Source organism: Aeromonas schubertii, assembly GCF_000820105.1.
GTDB classification, from domain to species: domain Bacteria; phylum Pseudomonadota; class Gammaproteobacteria; order Enterobacterales; family Aeromonadaceae; genus Aeromonas; species Aeromonas schubertii.
The window spans coordinates 166,657-182,851 of record NZ_CDDB01000001.1 but is presented as its reverse complement, the minus strand read 5'-3'; the positions used below and the strand labels follow the sequence as shown (position 1 = coordinate 182,851).

General features: G+C 62.8%; 15 protein-coding genes. 10 read left to right on the top strand and 5 right to left on the bottom strand.

Annotated features, from left to right (window positions below):
* The 10 genes from BN1133_RS00740 to BN1133_RS00695 all read left to right on the top strand — a co-directional run bounded on the left by BN1133_RS00740 (position 1) and on the right by BN1133_RS00695 (position 11,096).
* Positions 1–921 (top strand): LysR family transcriptional regulator, encoded by a 921-nt coding sequence (locus tag BN1133_RS00740; protein ID WP_050664654.1) that lies wholly within the window; start codon positions 1–3, stop codon positions 919–921.
* 138 nt (positions 922–1,059) lie between these two features.
* Positions 1,060–3,087, top strand: coding sequence for an alkyl/aryl-sulfatase (locus BN1133_RS00735; RefSeq protein ID WP_050664653.1), 2,028 nt, complete (start codon positions 1,060–1,062; stop codon positions 3,085–3,087).
* Positions 3,088–3,137: 50 nt separating this feature from the next.
* Positions 3,138–4,331 (top strand): OmpP1/FadL family transporter, encoded by a 1,194-nt coding sequence (locus BN1133_RS00730; protein WP_050664652.1) that lies wholly within the window; start codon positions 3,138–3,140, stop codon positions 4,329–4,331.
* Positions 4,332–4,342: 11 nt separating this feature from the next.
* Complete coding sequence (locus BN1133_RS00725) at positions 4,343–4,783, top strand: hypothetical protein (RefSeq protein ID WP_050664651.1); 441 nt, start codon at positions 4,343–4,345, stop codon at positions 4,781–4,783.
* Positions 4,780–5,865, top strand: coding sequence for an HlyD family secretion protein (locus tag BN1133_RS00720; protein ID WP_050664650.1), 1,086 nt, complete (start codon positions 4,780–4,782; stop codon positions 5,863–5,865). The genes BN1133_RS00725 and BN1133_RS00720 overlap by 4 nt, the downstream gene beginning before the upstream one ends.
* 169 nt (positions 5,866–6,034) lie before the next feature.
* Entirely contained in the window at positions 6,035–6,370 is a 336-nt protein-coding gene (locus BN1133_RS00715; RefSeq protein ID WP_050664649.1) for a DUF3302 domain-containing protein, read from the top strand.
* A gap of 2 nt (positions 6,371–6,372) precedes the next feature.
* Positions 6,373–7,410 carry an HlyD family secretion protein gene (locus BN1133_RS00710; RefSeq protein WP_050664648.1) on the top strand — a complete coding sequence of 346 codons (1,038 nt, stop codon included), beginning with the start codon at positions 6,373–6,375 and terminating at the stop codon, positions 7,408–7,410.
* A gap of 134 nt (positions 7,411–7,544) precedes the next feature.
* On the top strand, positions 7,545–9,311 hold the full coding sequence (locus tag BN1133_RS00705) for a DNA repair helicase RadD (protein WP_050664647.1): 1,767 nt from the start codon (positions 7,545–7,547) through the stop codon (positions 9,309–9,311).
* A 9-nt stretch (positions 9,312–9,320) separates the two neighbouring features.
* Complete coding sequence (gene dacB / locus BN1133_RS00700; protein WP_050664646.1) at positions 9,321–10,751, top strand: D-alanyl-D-alanine carboxypeptidase/D-alanyl-D-alanine endopeptidase; 1,431 nt, start codon at positions 9,321–9,323, stop codon at positions 10,749–10,751.
* A gap of 78 nt (positions 10,752–10,829) precedes the next feature.
* Positions 10,830–11,096 (top strand): GrxA family glutaredoxin, encoded by a 267-nt coding sequence (locus BN1133_RS00695; RefSeq protein WP_005356030.1) that lies wholly within the window; start codon positions 10,830–10,832, stop codon positions 11,094–11,096.
* 71 nt (positions 11,097–11,167) lie between these two features.
* On the opposite strand, the gene BN1133_RS00690 is transcribed toward BN1133_RS00695, so the two are convergent.
* The 5 genes from BN1133_RS00690 to hisS all read right to left on the bottom strand — a co-directional run bounded on the left by BN1133_RS00690 (position 11,168) and on the right by hisS (position 16,151).
* Positions 11,168–11,392 carry a zinc ribbon domain-containing protein gene (locus BN1133_RS00690; RefSeq protein WP_050664645.1) on the bottom strand — a complete coding sequence of 75 codons (225 nt, stop codon included), beginning with the start codon at positions 11,390–11,392 and terminating at the stop codon, positions 11,168–11,170.
* 50 nt (positions 11,393–11,442) lie between these two features.
* Complete coding sequence (gene der, locus BN1133_RS00685; protein WP_050664644.1) at positions 11,443–12,936, bottom strand: ribosome biogenesis GTPase Der; 1,494 nt, start codon at positions 12,934–12,936, stop codon at positions 11,443–11,445.
* Between the two features lie 108 nt (positions 12,937–13,044).
* Positions 13,045–14,229, bottom strand: coding sequence for an outer membrane protein assembly factor BamB (bamB, locus tag BN1133_RS00680; RefSeq protein ID WP_050664643.1), 1,185 nt, complete (start codon positions 14,227–14,229; stop codon positions 13,045–13,047).
* Positions 14,222–14,872: a YfgM family protein gene (locus BN1133_RS00675; RefSeq protein ID WP_050664642.1), complete on the bottom strand. Its 651-nt coding sequence runs from the start codon at positions 14,870–14,872 to the stop codon at positions 14,222–14,224. Before BN1133_RS00675 ends, bamB begins: the two co-directional genes overlap by 8 nt.
* 1 nt (position 14,873) lies before the next feature.
* Positions 14,874–16,151, bottom strand: a complete 1,278-nt coding sequence (gene hisS, locus BN1133_RS00670; protein ID WP_050664717.1) for a histidine--tRNA ligase — start codon at positions 16,149–16,151, stop codon at positions 14,874–14,876.
* Between the last annotated feature and the right edge of the window lie 44 nt (positions 16,152–16,195).

The following is a 16,195-nucleotide window of genomic DNA, read 5'->3' as shown; positions in this document are numbered from 1 at the left end:
ATGTCAGGCACCCATTTCGATCTCAACCTGTTTCGGGTCTTCAATGCGGTCATGACATCCGGTGGTGTCTCGGCGGCGGCAGAGCAGCTGGAGATGACCCCTGCCGCCATCAGCCAGGCCATCACCCGACTGAGTAACCAGATCGGCGAGCCTCTCTTCGTCAGGCTGGGGCGCGGTATCACTCCCACCGCCCGCGCCCTCAGCCTGCACCGGGAAACGTCCGACTCCCTGCATACCATGGAGCGGGCCATTCGCCAGAGCGAGCAGTTCATTCCGGCCACCAGCCAGCGCTACTTTCGTATCGCGAGCCACCCCGATCTCGACATGATGTTGCTCCCCCCCCTGCTCAGGACACTGACCGAACAGGCACCGCGCTGTCGCCTCGAGTCGGTCGCCAGCCTGCTCGATGAGCCCTCCCGGCTGCAGGCGTTGCGTCTGCACAATATCGATCTGGTGCTCAGCAGCACGCCCCATGAGGAGAAGGGATTTTGCAGCGAACTGCTGCTCGAGTATCCCACCCGGGTGGTGTGCCGTCGGGATCATCCCAGGATTGGTGATCACCTCGAGATGGCGGACTTTTTTACCGAAGAACATGTGGTGTGGGACGTGCGGCGCCGGGATGACTGGGTCGTTCGCACCCTGGCCCATGTAGAGCTGCCACCGCGCAATATCGCCTACGAGAGCAACGCCCTCATCTCGGCCCTGGTCATGGTCGGCCAGACCGACTGGTTGACCATCACCAGCAGCTGGCACCTGGCCCTGGTCAGCGACGCCCTCGCGCTCAAGGGATTCCCCATCCCCTGGCCGAGCGACGACTGCCCCCTCTATATGTGCTGGCACCAATCCCAGGACCAGGACCCGGGCCTCAACTGGCTGCAAACACAGATCCGCCAGCAGTGCCGGGCGATTCAGTTTCCCTGATGAAAACCCACAAAAAAGACAGGGACTCATTGAGCACAATTTAATCCACACTTAATGGTTGTTTATCGTTCACCCGAATGATCCCGCCTTCCCCTCTCCCTAGACTGGGCTCAAAACAACCAAGTCTGGAGATACCCCATGAAGTTGTCCCCCCTGGCCCTCACCCTGCTGACTCTCTCTATTGGCCACGCCGTGGCTGCCCCTGCCACCCCGGGCTCTGCCACTCCTCATACCGCCCAGTTTTTGGCATCGGTTGGCAAGACACTCCCCAACGACAAGATTGACGATTTCGACTATGCGACCAAGGGACTGATCGCCCAGGAGAAGGACCTGCTCATCAAGAATGCCGACGGCAAGGTGGTCTGGGAACTCGGCTCCTATGACTTCCTGAAGAAAGCGGGCCCCATCGCCTCCGTCCACCCCAGTCTGCAACGTCAGGCGACCCTCAACCTCAACCACGGCCTCTATGAAGTCACCGATGGCATCTACCAGGTGCGTGGCTATGATCTCGCCAACATCACCTTCGTGCGCGGCAAGAGTGGCTGGATAGTCTTCGACCCCCTGACCGTCCCCGAGACCTCCCGTGCGGCATTGGCGCTGGTCAACAAGCATCTGGGCGAGCGCCCGGTGGTGGCCGTCATCTACAGCCACCCCCATGCGGATCACTTTGGCGGGGTCAAGGGCGTCATCAGCCAGCAAGAGGTGGACGCCGGCAAAGTCCAGGTGATCGCACCGGAAGGCTTTACCGAGCATGCCATCAGCGAGAACGTGCTGGCGGGCAACGCCATGGCGCGGCGAGCCACCTATCAGTACGGCAACGTGCTGCCCAAGAGTGCCACCGGCCAGGTGGATGCGGCCATCGGCAAGAGCGTCGCCCTGGGTGAGCTGACCCTGATCAAGCCGACCAAAGAGATTGGTGCCGGCATCGAGGAGATCACCGTCGATGGCATCACCATGGTGATGCAAAGCACACCGGGCACAGAGGCGCCGGTGGAGATGAACACCTGGCTACCCCAGTTCAAGACCTACTGGGCGGCCGAGAACACCGTCGGCGGCCTGCACAACATCTATACCCTGCGCGGTGCCCCGGTGCGCGATGCCAAGGGGTGGAGCAGCTACATCAACCAGTCTTTGCATATGTTCGGCAACCAGGCCGAGGTGCTGATGGCCTCCCACACCTGGCCACGCTGGGGCAACGCCCAGATCGTCAGCTTCCTCGAGAAGCAGCGCGACATGTACGGCTTTATCCACAACGAGGCTCTGCGTCTGGCCAACCACGGGGTAACCATCGACGAGATCCAGGACGAGTTCAAGGTGCCCGATGCCCTCTCCAAGGAGTGGTACAACCGCGGCTATCACGGCAGCTATCATCGCAACGCCAAGGCGGTGGTTAACCGCTACCTCGGTTACTCGGACATGAACCCGGCCAAGCTGCTCTCTCTGCCCCCCAAAGAGGCCGCCGTACGCTATGTAGCCGCCATGGGTGGTATCGACAAGGTGGTGGCCGAGGGCAAGCGCGCCTTCGATAAAGGGGAATACCGCTGGTGTGCCGAGGTGGTCAACCACGCGGTCTTCGCCGAGCCGACCAACGCCAAGGCCCGTCAGCAGCAGGCCAACTGCCTCGAGCAACTGGGTTATCAGAGCGAATCGGCCGGCGAGCGTAACAGCTTCCTGATGGGGGCCTTCGAGCTGCGCAACGGCGTGCCGCAAGGGGTCGCCACCAAGGGGGCCAGTGCCGACATGATTGCCGCCATGCCCATCTCCGACTTCCTCGACTATGTGGCGGTGCGCATGGATGGCAACCGGGTGGCCAAAGAGGGCTATACCCTGAGCGCCAACCTGGTGCTCTCCGACACCAAGGAGGAGTACCAGATCCGGGTGCAGAACGGTAACTTCAGCCACATCAAGGGCTATCGTGATGACAAGGCAGACGTCAACCTCACTCTCAAGCGGGCAGACCTGACCGAGTTCATGCTGCAAAAAGCCAGCCTCAAGAGCTTGCATGAGCAGGGGCGCCTCACCCTGGTGGGTGACGAGCAGAAGCTGCGCAAGCTCGGCGGCTACCTCGACAGCTTCGAGTTCTGGTTCAACATCGTCACCCCCAACGATCACAAGGGCCACAGCCACGGTCTGAGCGAGACCGGCGTCTCTCCCATCAACCGTTAATCCCATTGAGCCCGCCCGCCAGGGCGGGCTCTTTCGACTGTGAGTCAATCATGATGACAAGATCCTCCTTCCTGCTGCTCTGCCTGAGTACCACCCCGGCCCTGGCAGGGGGCCTCTCCCTCTACGAGACCGGCTCCCAGAATATGGGGCTGGCCAACGCCGGCGCGGCTGCCCGCGCCCAGGACGCCTCGACCCTGGCCAGCAACCCGGCCGGTATGAGTCGCCTCGAGGGCACCCAGATCCAGGTCAACGGTGGCTGGGTTCAGGGCCATCTGGAGGCCGCCGACGGCGGCAACGCGGTACAGACGGCTCCCCTCGGCAGCCTCTATCTGACCCATGAGTTCGATGAGCGCTGGCATGGGGGCGTTGGCCTCTTCGGCAGCCATGGCCTTGGGCTCGAGTACGCACCCAACTGGCAGGGGCGCTACCAAAGCCAGGAGGGTACCCTCACCGGTATCATGGCCACCGCCGCCCTCTCCTACCGCATCGATGAGCAGTGGTCGGTCGGCGCCAGCCTGCTCGCCTCTCATGGCACCGTCGAGGCGGCCAAGGCCGTCCGTCTGCTTGGTGGCGACGGCCAACTCACCTATGAAGAGGGTGATTGGGCCTATGGCTATATGCTTGGGGTTCTCTATGAGCCAAGCCAGACCAGCCGCCTGGGTCTGAGCTATACCTCTGAGCTTGAGTGGAACCTGCAAGGGGAAGCCAGCCTCACCCCTTCCAGCCCATGGCAACCGGATAGGGGCCTCAATCAACTGGGGGTCACTCTGGCCATGCCCCAGACCCTGACCTTGAGCCTCTATCAGCAGGTAAACGATCGCTGGGCCCTGCTGGCCAGCACCAACTGGCAGCAGTGGTCACGCTTCGGGGAAGTGGATGTGGCCCTGCTCAACGGCCGGGTGCAACAGACCCGGGATCTGAACTACAAGGACACCTGGCACCTGAGCCTGGGTACCCAGTTCCAGGCCACAGAGGCGCTGCAGCTGAGCACCGGCATCGCCTACGACAGCTCTCCCGTCGAGGATGCCGATCGCAGTGCAGCGCTGCCCCTCTCGGCGGCCTGGCGCCTGGGGCTGGGAGCCGACTACCGGCTCACCCCGACGACTCGCCTCAGCGCCGGCTACACCCTGGTCTGGCTGGGGGATCTTCCCCTCGATCTGAGCGGTCCCAATGGAGAGTTGCACACCCGCTATGACAATAGCCGGCTGCACTTCGTCAACATCGGCATCAATCACCAATTCTGAGTAACGCGGCCATGATCACTGCACTCAAAACCTGGGGGCGACGCCTCGCCCTCCTCCTGGTCTCCGTGGGGCTGGTGGGGCTCTTCACCCGGGGCGCCGTCATCTATCCGGCCGAAGGCAAGAGCCTGGCCAGCACGCATCCTGCCATCATGCTCCTGCTCGACTCTCCCCTCTTCATGGGAGTGATCACCCTCATCACCCTCTATGTGCTGCTCTATACCCTCTACCTGCTGTGGCAGCTCCATGAGGTGGCGGTGCACAAGGCCAAGCTGGCCGAGTCGGCCCACATCACCCTGGTGTTTGCCCTCTCCCTGTGCGGCCTCTTTATCGACAAGACCTGGTGGGTGCTGGCCATCATCATCGCCTTCGGTCGCTGGGACCTCATCTCCGAGAAACTCAGCCACATCATCTCGCGCGGCCTTCAGAGCCGGGCGACGGGAGAGAAAGCATGAAAGAGATCCTGCTCCCCTATATCCTGCTGGTCTGGCTGCTGGTCAAACTCGGCATCCTGCCCTGGAACCTCAAGACCGGCTTCTGGAGTACCACTGTGGGGGCCCTGATCGGCCTGACCCTGCTGGCCATCTCACGCCATCTGGCACCGGTTGACTTCACCGACTCGGCCACCATCAAGGCACCCCATGCCGTGCTGAGCCCCCTGCTGGGGACCACCCGGTTTCATCAGATCGATACCATAGAGGTGGTCCACAACCAGACAGTCAGCCAGGGGCAACCCCTCTACACCCTGGCCAACTGGGAGAGCCGGGGCAAGGTTAGCGCCCTCGACCACCAGATCGTCGCCGAGCGGGCTCAGATAGCCGCCGAGCGCCACCAGCAGGAAGCCATCGACGCCAGGTTGCAGCTCAATCGACGGGAGATGGCCCGGCTGACACGTCTCGGTGACTATGCCAGCGAGCAGAGTCGGGATCAGCTGGCCAGCCAGATCGATGCGGACGTGGCCCAATACGCAGCCAGTGTGGCCAAGGTCAGCGCCCTGGAGTCCAGGATCCAGAACCTGACGGTCGAACGAAACCTGCAGGCTCGCCGGGATGAGGAGAAGGTGATCCGGGCCCCCTTCGATGGCCAGGTGTCGGTGGTCAATATCGCCGCCGGCTCCCGCACCGGCAACATGCACCTCTACGATACCCGGCACAAATTTCTCGAGTTTCGGGTGCCGGATCAGAGCGTGCGCAGCATAGAGGCGGGGCAGTTTGCCGAGTTCTATGTGGATGCCTATCCGGGACGCATCTTTCGCGCTCGTGTTCACTCGGTGCGCACCGGCACGGGCGAGGCTCAGCAGAGTGCCATGCAGGGGGATCAACACGTTCGCCAGCACGTGGCCAACAACGCATCCAGTCATGGCCGTACCGTGATTCTGGAGTTCAGCGAACCGGAGGGGATCGCCCTGCCCATCGGCACCACGGGCTCGGCCTGGATATCGGCCCGCAAACCTCACCCACTGCTCGGTTTTATCGACATCATAGGGGGCGCCACCGTCCGCCTGAAGGCGATGAAATCCTACCTCTTCTCCCTCTAAACGCGCGCGCCGGGTCTCTCACCCGCGCGCTCTTCTCCCTTTCACATCACATTTATCAATAAAACAGACAGCTCCGATTAAGAGCGCTTGTGTCAAATTTTCTTTCTGTAATGATGAAGTTAGCGCCTGACAGGAGATCAGGCCTGGCTTGAAATGGAGACAATCAGAGATGGCTCTGGACTACTTTGCCCTCGGGCTGCTTTTCTTCGTGGCGATCGTGATGTTCTACGGCATCATCGTCATCCACGACATACCTTATGAAATCGCCAAGCACCGCAACCACCCCCATCAGGATGCAATCCACGTGGCCGGCTGGGTAAGTCTCTTTACCCTGCATGTGCTGTGGCCCTTCCTCTGGATCTGGGCAACCCTCTACCGGGAAGACAGAGGTTGGGGCTTTGGCCAACGCCTGCAGAAGGATGAAGATACCCTGGCCGAACTGCAGAAGGAGGTCGCCGCCCTGCGCAGCCGCCTCGACGACATGAACCAGGCCAAGGGGGAATAATCATGGATCTGTTACTGGTTCTTACCTACACGGCCCTGTGCGTCGCCATCTTCAAGATCTTCCGCATCCCCCTCAACAAGTGGACAGTTCCCACCGCCGTCCTGGGGGGGATCGCCATCATCGGCACCCTCATCATGTTGATGAACTACAACCACCCCTACTCGGAGATGGCCCGTAACTACTACGTTTCGACCCCCATAGTCCCTCTGGTCAAGGGACGGGTGACCGAGGTGGCGGTCAAACCGGACCAGAAGGTGAAGAAGGGTGACGTGCTGTTTCGCATCGACGACGAGCCCTTCCGCCAGAAGGTCTCCAGTCTGGAAGCCCGGGTTAACGCCAATCAGGAACATGTCCGATCCATCGAGGCACGCCTGCGCTCGGCACGCCTCGACAGGGATCGTGCCAGCGAACTGATGCGCCGCGGCATCGGCAAGCAACGGGATCTGGACGTGAGCCAGGCCAACGTCGACGATCTGGCGGCCCAGCTCGATCAGCAGCAGGCGACCCTGGTCGATGTGCAATCCCAACTGCGCGAAGCCAACTACCAGCTCGAGCAGACCGTGGTCTACGCCCCCAGCAATGGCCATGTGGTGCAGTTGGCCCTGCGTCCTGGCATGATCGCCACCCCCTTTATGTACCGTCCCGTGATGACCTTCATCCACGAGGAGGATAACGCCTATGTCGGCTGGTTCTGGCAAAACAGCATGCAGCGTCTGGCGGTGGGTGACGAGGCCGAGGTGGTCATCGACGGCATCCCCGGCATGATCTTCAAGGGCGAGGTCGAAGCGGTCATTCCCGCCATCGCCGCCGGTAATGTGCAGGCCAATGCCGCCCTGCTGGATCAGAGTTCGGCGGTGCGCCCCGGTCGCCTGCCGGTTCGCATCAAGATCACCGACCCGCGCTGGCAGGAGTATCAGGTGATCGCCGGTGCCAGCGGCCAGGCGGCCATCTATACCCATCACTTCCATCACGTCTCCGTGATGCGCAAGGTGTTGCTGCGCATGGCCAGCTGGATGAATTACATCTTCCCCTTCCATTAATCCCCTCGGCGGCAGGCTCTCGTCTGCCGCCTCTTTCCCTACTGTCTCGCGTCGATAACCCCTTCGCCGCGGCTTCCCCTGCTACCCGCTTGGCCTATAATGGCCCCCCCTGTTTTCCAGCCCGAGCGGTGCGCATGTTTACCCTACGCCCCTATCAGCAAGACGCGGTCGATGCCGTGATCCGCCACTTTCGCCGTCACCAGGATCCCGCCGTGGTGGTGCTGCCGACCGGCGCCGGCAAGAGCCTGGTGATCGCCGAGCTGGCCCGCAAGGCGCGCGGCCGGGCACTGGTGCTGGCCCATGTGAAGGAGCTGGTGGAGCAGAACCACGCCAAGTATGAGGCCTGGGGAGTGACGGCAGACATTTTCGCCGCCGGGCTCTCGCGCAAGGAGTCGAGTGCCCAGGTGGTATTTGGCTCGGTGCAGTCGGTAGCGCGCAACCTGGAGGCCTTCGACGGCGCGTTTTCGCTGCTCATCATCGACGAGTGCCACCGGGTGTCGCTGGACGATGAGAGCCAGTACCACCAGGTGATCGCTCACCTGCGCATGGCCAACCCGGATCTCAAGATCCTCGGCCTCACCGCCACCCCCTATCGCATGGGGCTGGGGTGGATCTACCGGCGCCACTATCACGGCATGGTCAAGAGCCGTGGCGAGCGTCTGTTTGGGGATTGCGTGTTCGAGCTCCCCTTGCGCTTTATGATCAAAAACGGCTACCTGACCCCGCCTCGCCTCATCGATGCCCCCATAGTCCACTACGACTTCAGCAAGCTGGCCGCTCGCCCGGGTGGTCTGTTCGACGACGCCGAGGTGAATCGGGAGCTCAAACGCCAGGCCCGGGTCACCCCCCATATCCTCGAGCAGATCCGCGACTACGCCAGCGATCGCCAGGGGGTGATGATCTTCGCCGCCACCGTGGAGCACGCCCGTGAAATTGCCACCCGTCTGAGCGAGGCCGGCGAGGCGGTGGCCCTGGTCACCGGTGACACTCCGGGGCCGGAGCGCGACGCGTTGATCAGTGCCTTCAAAGCGCGCGAGCTCAAATACCTCGTCAACGTCTCTGTGCTCACCACCGGCTTTGACGCCCCCCACGTGGATCTCATCGCCCTGCTGCGCCCCACCGATTCGGTCTCCCTCTACCAGCAGATCGTCGGACGCGGCCTGCGCCTGGCCCCCGGCAAGGAAGATTGCCTGGTGGTCGATTACGCCGGTAACAACATCAAGCTGTTCGACCCCGAGGTGGGAGAGCCACGCCCCAAGGGGGACAATGTGCCGGTACAGGTGCTCTGCCCCGCCTGCGGCTTTGCCAACACCTTCTGGGGCAAGGTCGACGAAGAGGGCAAGGTCATCGAACACTATGGCCGGCGCTGCCAGGGCTTTCTGGAAAATGACGAGGGGACGCGCGAGGAGTGCGATTACCGTTTTCGCGCCAAGATTTGTCCCGGCTGCGGCGCGGAAAACGACATCGCCGCGCGCCGTTGCCACGCCTGCGATCAGGTGTTGGTCGACCCGGACGACCAGCTCAAGGCGGCCCTCAACCTCAAGGGGTGCATGGTGATCCGCTGTAGCGGGCTCTCCCTTGCCAAGGGGGAGGGCAAACAGGGGGAGAGGCTCGAGGTGACCTACCACGACGAGGACGGTACCACCCTCACCGACTACTACTCTTTCGCCACGCCGGCTGCGCGGCGCTTGTTTCAGCAGGTCTTTGTGCGTCATCATTGGCGCGCTCCCGGCCTGGAGCCCCAGTTCGCCACCCTCGATGCGGTGCTGGCCGCCGAGCCGCAGTTTCGGCATCCCGACTTCGTGATAGCTCGCCAGTCGGGACGCTTTTGGCAAATCAAAGAGAAAATTTTCGACTACCAGGGGCGCTACCGTACTGCCGACAGCGCCCGGGACGAGTAAGGATCCTTCATGCAGCGCTTTCTGATCGGGCTTTGCGCCCTCACCTCCGTCGCGGTCCAGGCCGCACCGCTGACCCCTCCCAAGGGGGGCCATGCCGCCATCGCCGTGATGGGCGCAAACGGCCTCGAATATCAGCACAACCTCGACGATCTCATGACCCCGGCCTCCACCATGAAGGTGATCACCGCCCTGGCGGCACGCCTGGAGCTCGGCGCCGACTTTCGCTTTGTCACCGAGATCCAGGCCAAGCCGGGCGCAAAGAGCGGCGATACCCTTAACGGGGATCTCTGGATCAACTTCGTCGGTGACCCCACCCTGGGACGCATGGACCTGCTGAGCCTGTTCAAACAACTCGGCATCAAGCGCATCACCGGCAACGTCTACGTCAACACCGGCGCCTACAACGGCTATGAGCGCGGCAACGGCTGGTCGTGGGGGGATCAATCCCTCTGCTTCACCGCCCCTGTGGGGGCCGTCATCATCGACAAGAACTGCGCCTACGGTACCGTCACCGCGACCCAGATTGGCCGCCCCGCCAGCGCGAGCAGCCCGGCTGGCGTGCCCATCAGCATCAGCGCAGAAGAGGTGGATGTGATGACCTACGGGGACATGGCCCGCCAGTCCTGCGCCCTCGAGGTGGAGATGGCACGCGGCAACCACTACGACCTGCGCGGCTGTATCGCCCCGAGCAAGGATCCCCAGGGGCTGCGTTTTGCCATCTACGATCTCGAGGCCTGGGGCTGGGACAACATCCGCTGGGCCATGGATCGTGCCGGCATTAGCCACGACGGAGCCCTGCGCCTGACCCATCAGGCCCCGGTCGGCGCCGAGACGCTGGCCAGCCACAGCTCCAAGGCCCTGCCTGAGCTGCTGTCGCACATGCTCAAGCGCTCCGACAACCTCTATGCCGACACCTTCCTCAAGACCGTCGGCCGCCACTACTACAACATGCCGGGCAGCTTCAGAAGCGGCACCAAGGCGGTGCGCGCCATCCTCGGCAAGGTGGGGATCAACCTGGACAACGCCAGCCTGGCCGACGGCTCCGGCCTCTCTGCCCACAATCTGGTGAGCGCCCGCCAGATGCTGGAGGTGCTCGCCTATATCCAGCGCAACGACGCCACCCTGGACTTCATTCGTCTGCTCCCCTCCTCCCAGGTGGACGGCACCCTGGCCTGGCGTGGCTCGGTCACCGCCCCCTTCATGAAGAACCGGGTACATGCCAAGACCGGCACCGTCACCGGGGCCTCCAACCTGGCCGGCTTCATGGACACGGCCAATGGCCAGCGCAAGGCGTTTGTGATGTTCCAAAACTCCCTGTCCCTCGATCCCGCCACCCACGAACGCTATCGCGCCAGCAAGGCGCGCTGGCCCTGGACCACCTTCGAGAAGGGGGTGCTCGAGAGCATCTACCAGAACCAGGCGATTCAGATCGCCGAATAAGGGCATCGGATCTTTGCACTTCCCCACCGGGCTTACCCTCGCTATGCTGGGCGGGCCCGATGAAATTGGAGAATCAACATGTTTGCAGTCATCTTCGGCCGTCCCGGCTGCCCCTATTGTGTTCGCGCCGAGCAGATCGCCGAGACCCTCAAGGCCCAACGCGACGACTTCAACTTCCGCTACGTGGACATCCACGCCGAGGGGATCACCAAGGAAGACCTGGCCAAGAGCGCCGGCAAGCCGGTCAACACTGTGCCCCAGATCTTCCTCGACGAGGTGCACATCGGTGGCTGCACCGATTTTGAGGCCTATGCCAAGGCCAACCTGGGGCTCTACCAGGAGTAAGCCCTCTCACAAAGCAAAAGCCCCGGCCAGATGACCGGGGCTTTTGCTATCAGGAGCCAGGGGCTGGCCACTCACGCCAGGGTGGCGTCAAACCTGACCCGCGACTTGGAGATGAGGCTGTTGCAGCGGTTGCAGAAGTAGTCCACCGCTCCACACGCCTTGAGCCGCTCCAGGGGCTCACCACAATCGGGGCACAGAGGCAGGATCCGCACCAGACGCTGGCAGTGACCACAGGTCACCTCCCGGCCCCGGGTGTCGATCCCCTCCCCGCAACCGGGGCATTGTACCGTGCTCATCGTCACTTCTCCTCAATGTAAACGGCCACCCCGAGGGGCGGCCGTCTGAATTACTTCTTGCTGCCCTTGAGCTTCATCAGGCGCTTGCGCTGACGCTCCTGGCTCAGGGTCAGCACGTTCTTCTTGTTCTCGAACGGGTTGGCCCCCTCCTGGAACTCGATCCGGATCGGCGTCCCCATGATCTTCAGGGACTTGCGGAAGTAGTTCATCAGGTAACGCTTGTAGGAGTCCGGCAGATCGTCCACCTGGTTGCCGTGGATGATGATACGCGGCGGGTTATAGCCACCGGCGTGGGCATACTTCAGCTTGACCCGGCGGCCACGCACCATGGGCGGCTGGTGGTCCTGCTGGGCCATCTGCATGATACGGGTCAGCATGGCGGTGCTGGTACGGCGGGTCGCCGACACATAAGCCTCGTCGATGGACTCGAACAGGTGGCCCACACCGCTGCCGTGCAGGGCGGAGATGAAGTGGACGCGGGCGAAGTCGATAAAGCCCAGACGGCGGTCCAGCTCGCTCTTCACGTCGTCTTTGACCTTCTGATCCAGGCCGTCCCACTTGTTCACCACCAGCACCACGGAGCGACCGGAGTTGAGCACGAAACCGAGGATGCTGAGATCCTGATCGGTGATGGTCTCGCGAGCGTCGATCACCAGCAGGCAGACGTTGGCATCCTCGATGGCCTTGAGGGTCTTGATGACGGAGAACTTCTCCACCGTCTCGTGCACCTTGCCGCGGCGACGTACCCCGGCGGTGTCGATCACCACATACTTCTTGCCGTCGCGCTCGAGGGGGATGTAGATGGAGTCGCGGGTGGTCCCCGGCATGTCGTAGACGATGACCCTATCTTCACCCAGCATGCGGTTGGTGAGGGTGGACTTGCCCACGTTGGGACGACCGACGATGGCAAACTTGACCGGCAGATCCGCGTAGCGATCCTGCTTCTCCTCCTCGTCGGAGGGGTTGAACTCCCCTTCCGCCAGCATGCGCACCAGGGCCTCTTCGTCGAACTCCTCCTCCTCGGGCTCCTCGTCGCCCTCGGCCACCAGGGCCTCCAGGTGGGGGGCCAGGGCCAGCTCGAGCAGGCTCAGCACGCCGCGGCCGTGCGCCGCCGCGATCTGGTAAACGTCACCCAGTGCCAGGGCATAGAACTCGGCACTGGCAGAGTCCCCGTCGATACCGTCGGTCTTGTTGGCCACCAGAAACACCTTCTTGTGGCACTTGCGCAGGTGCTCGCCGATGGCGATGTCGGCAGCGGTCAGACCGGCACGGGCATCCACCATGAAGAGCACCACATCGGCCTCCTCGATAGCCTGCAGGGACTGCTCGGCCATCTTGAGTTCAATGCCCTCTTCGGAGCCGTCGATACCGCCGGTATCGACCACGATGAATTCCAGCTCGCCCAGCTTGGCCTGGCCATATTTGCGATCCCGGGTCAGACCGGGAAAGTCGGCCACCAGGGCGTCACGAGTGCGGGTCAGGCGGTTGAACAGGGTGGATTTCCCCACATTGGGGCGCCCCACCAGGGCAACAACAGGAGTCATAAAAGCCTCATTATTCGGGTCTTATCCAGGGGCCATACGCGGCTTCGATAAGACGACAAAGGCTCCGGGTCCGAAGACCAGGAGCCATCAACATACCTTCGGGGTCGGTCAAGGACGCTTGATGGCGTACAGCTTGCCGCTACGGCTCTGGATATAGAGTGTATCCCCGTCCACCAGGGGCGCCGCATAGAGGCCGCTGCTGTCGAGCTCTTGCATTGCCTTGATAGTGCCATCGAAACGATCGATCCAGTAGAGGTAACCCTCCACGTCCCCGACCACCACATAGTCACCCAGTACCACGGGGGCAGTCACGGTGCGGTTCTCGAGCTTGGTATTGGACCAGAGCTCCAGACCGTTACGCTTGTCCACCGCAAACAGATGGCTGCGGCTATCGGTGATAAAGATGTCGGCACCGCTTACCGCCATGTCGCGGTAGGCAGAGTACTTGCGCTTCCACACCTCGTCGCCGGAGAGCAGCTTGCGCGCGACCAGCTGGCCGTTGTAGGCGATGGCGTAGAGCTCATCACCGGCCACCAGGGGCGTGGCGTCCACATCGACCATGCGATCGAGCTCGGTGGCACCGCGCGGGTCAGCCACCTTGGACTGACGCACCGGCTGGCCGTTGCTCAGCAGGGCGATGCCGACACGCCCGTCGGCGCGGCCGTAGAGCACGGCACCGTTGGTGATCACCGGGGTCGCGGCGCTACGCAGGGTCAGGGGCGGCTGCTCTTCGGAGAGGGACCAGAGCTGCTTGCCATCTTCGGAGTCCAGGGCGATCAGCTGACCCGAGGTGGTCAGCACCACCACGTGACCGTCGGCCACGGCGGGGCTCGCCACCACTTCGCCGGGCACATTGACCTGCCACAGCACCTCACCCTTCTCCTCGGACAGGGCATAGACCACCCCGTTCTCGGAGCCGAGGAAGATCTTGCCATAGGCCAGGGTCAGACCGCCGGAGAGGCGGGCGCTGCGCTTGTCGGCGTTGATCTCGAGATCCCCCAGATCGACGCTCCACACCTCTTTGCCATTACCGCGCTCGAGGGCGGTCACGTCTCCGTCGCGGGAGGCGGCGTAGATACGGTCCCCGTTGATGGCGGGACGCAGTTGGGAGTAGAAGTCACCGATACCACCACCGATGGAGCTGCTCCAGTCGGTCTTGGCCTGGAAGGCAGACTCTATGGTCGGCAGCGGCGCCATGGGGTTCACGTCTTCATCACTGCTAAACAGGGAGCACCCCTGCAGGGCCAGGGAGACGGCGGCTCCCAATACTACTTTCTTGAACAGATTACGCATCCTGCTTCTCATCCAGAGCCGGGGCCGGCAGGGCCAGATCATCCATCTTCAGGCGCAGCTCGGGGCTGGTCTGAAGGCCACCCGCATCGGCAGCGGCTTGATAGGCATCGCGCGCCTCTTCCCGCTTGCCCTGGGCCAGCAGGATGTCACCGCGCACCTCGGCCACCTGGGCCTTGAATCCTTCGTCCTGAACCTTGGCCAGGCGAGCCAGGGCCTCATCGGCCTTACCCTGCTCGGCCAGGATACGGGCCAGACGAACTGCGGCGATGGCCTGCACGGCGGCATCGCTCTTGTCGGCGATCGGGGTCAGCTGGGTGACAGCCAGATCCAGCTTGCCCGCCTTGACGGCGGCGGAGGCCAGCTCCAGCGCGGCGAGATCCCCATAGGCGTCACCCTGGTTGGCTTTGATGAAGGCCTCGACCTCCCCGTAGGCCTTCTCGTCACCCTGGGCCAGGGCCATGGTCACCTTGCCGTATTCGGCAGAGGCCAGCTGCATGTTGGAGAGCTGGTGATCGTTGTAGAAACGCCAGCCAAAGAGGCCAGCCAGACCCAGCACGGTACCGGCGACGATCGAGGTACCGTTCTCCTTCCACCACCCCTTGATGGCCTCAACCTGTTGTTCTTCGGTGGTATAGACTTCCACGTTACTCTCCTTTGTCGGCCAGCAGAGCGATGGCCTCGTCAACCTTGACGGTCACCTGCTCGGCCTGGCCACGCAGATACTTGATGGTCACTTCGCCATGTTGAACCTCGCTCTCGCCGAGGATCAGGGCAATGGACGCGCCGCTCTTGTCGGCACGCTTGAGTTGTTTCTTGAAGTTGCCGCCACCACAGTGGTTCATCAGACGCAGGGTCGGCAGGGCATCGCGCAGGCGCTCGGCCAGCATGAAACCGGCTGTCTCGCTCCCCTCGCCCACCATGGCGAGATAGACGTCGACGGCAGGCGGCACATCCTTGTTGAGCTCGAGGGTCTCGAGCAGCAACACCAGACGCTCCATCCCCATGGCAAAACCGACCGCCGGGGTAGCCTGGCCACCGAGCTGCTCGACCAGGCCATCATAGCGACCACCGCCACAGACGGTGCCCTGGGCACCCAGGCTGGTGGTGACCCACTCGAACACGGTCAGGTTGTAGTAGTCGAGGCCGCGCACCAGGCGCTCGTTCACCTCATAGGCGATGCCGGCAGCCTCGAGCAGGCGCTTGAGTCCCTCGAAGTGAGCACGGCTCTCCTCACCGAGGTAATCCATCAGGCGCGGCGCGTCGGCCAGCAGGGCCTGTACCCGCTCGTCCTTGGAGTCGAGCACCCGCAGAGGGTTGCTGTACATGCGGCGACGGCTGTCCTCGTCGAGCAGATCCTGATGCTGCTCGAGGAAGGCAACCAGGGCATCCCGGTAGGCGGCGCGCTCGCTGCTCTGGCCCAGGGTGTTGAGCTGCAGGGTCACATGATCGGCGATGCCAAACAGGCGCCACAGGCGATGGGTGAGCAGGATAAGCTCGGCATCGATGTCCGGGCCGTTGAGGCCAAACACCTCGACACCAAACTGGTGGAACTGGCGATAGCGACCCTTCTGGGGACGCTCGTAGCGGAACATGGGGCCCGTGTACCAAACCCGGCGCTCCTGGTTATAGATGAGGCCGTGCTCGATACAGGCGCGCACGCACCCTGCGGTCCCCTCCGGACGCAGGGTCAGGCTCTCGTCGTTACGGTCGCTGAAGGTGTACATCTCCTTCTCGACCACGTCGGTCACCTCACCGATGGCACGCTTGAACAGGGGGGTCTGCTCGACGATGGGCATACGCATCTCGCTGTAGCCATAGCCGGCCATCACCTGGCGCAGGATCTCTTCTACTTTCTGCCAGGCCGGGCTCTGCTCCGGCAGGCAATCATTCATACCGCGAATCGCTTGGATCTGTTTTGCCACGTTGATACTCAAGAAAAAGACGTGAAAATTGGCCGCATTATAGG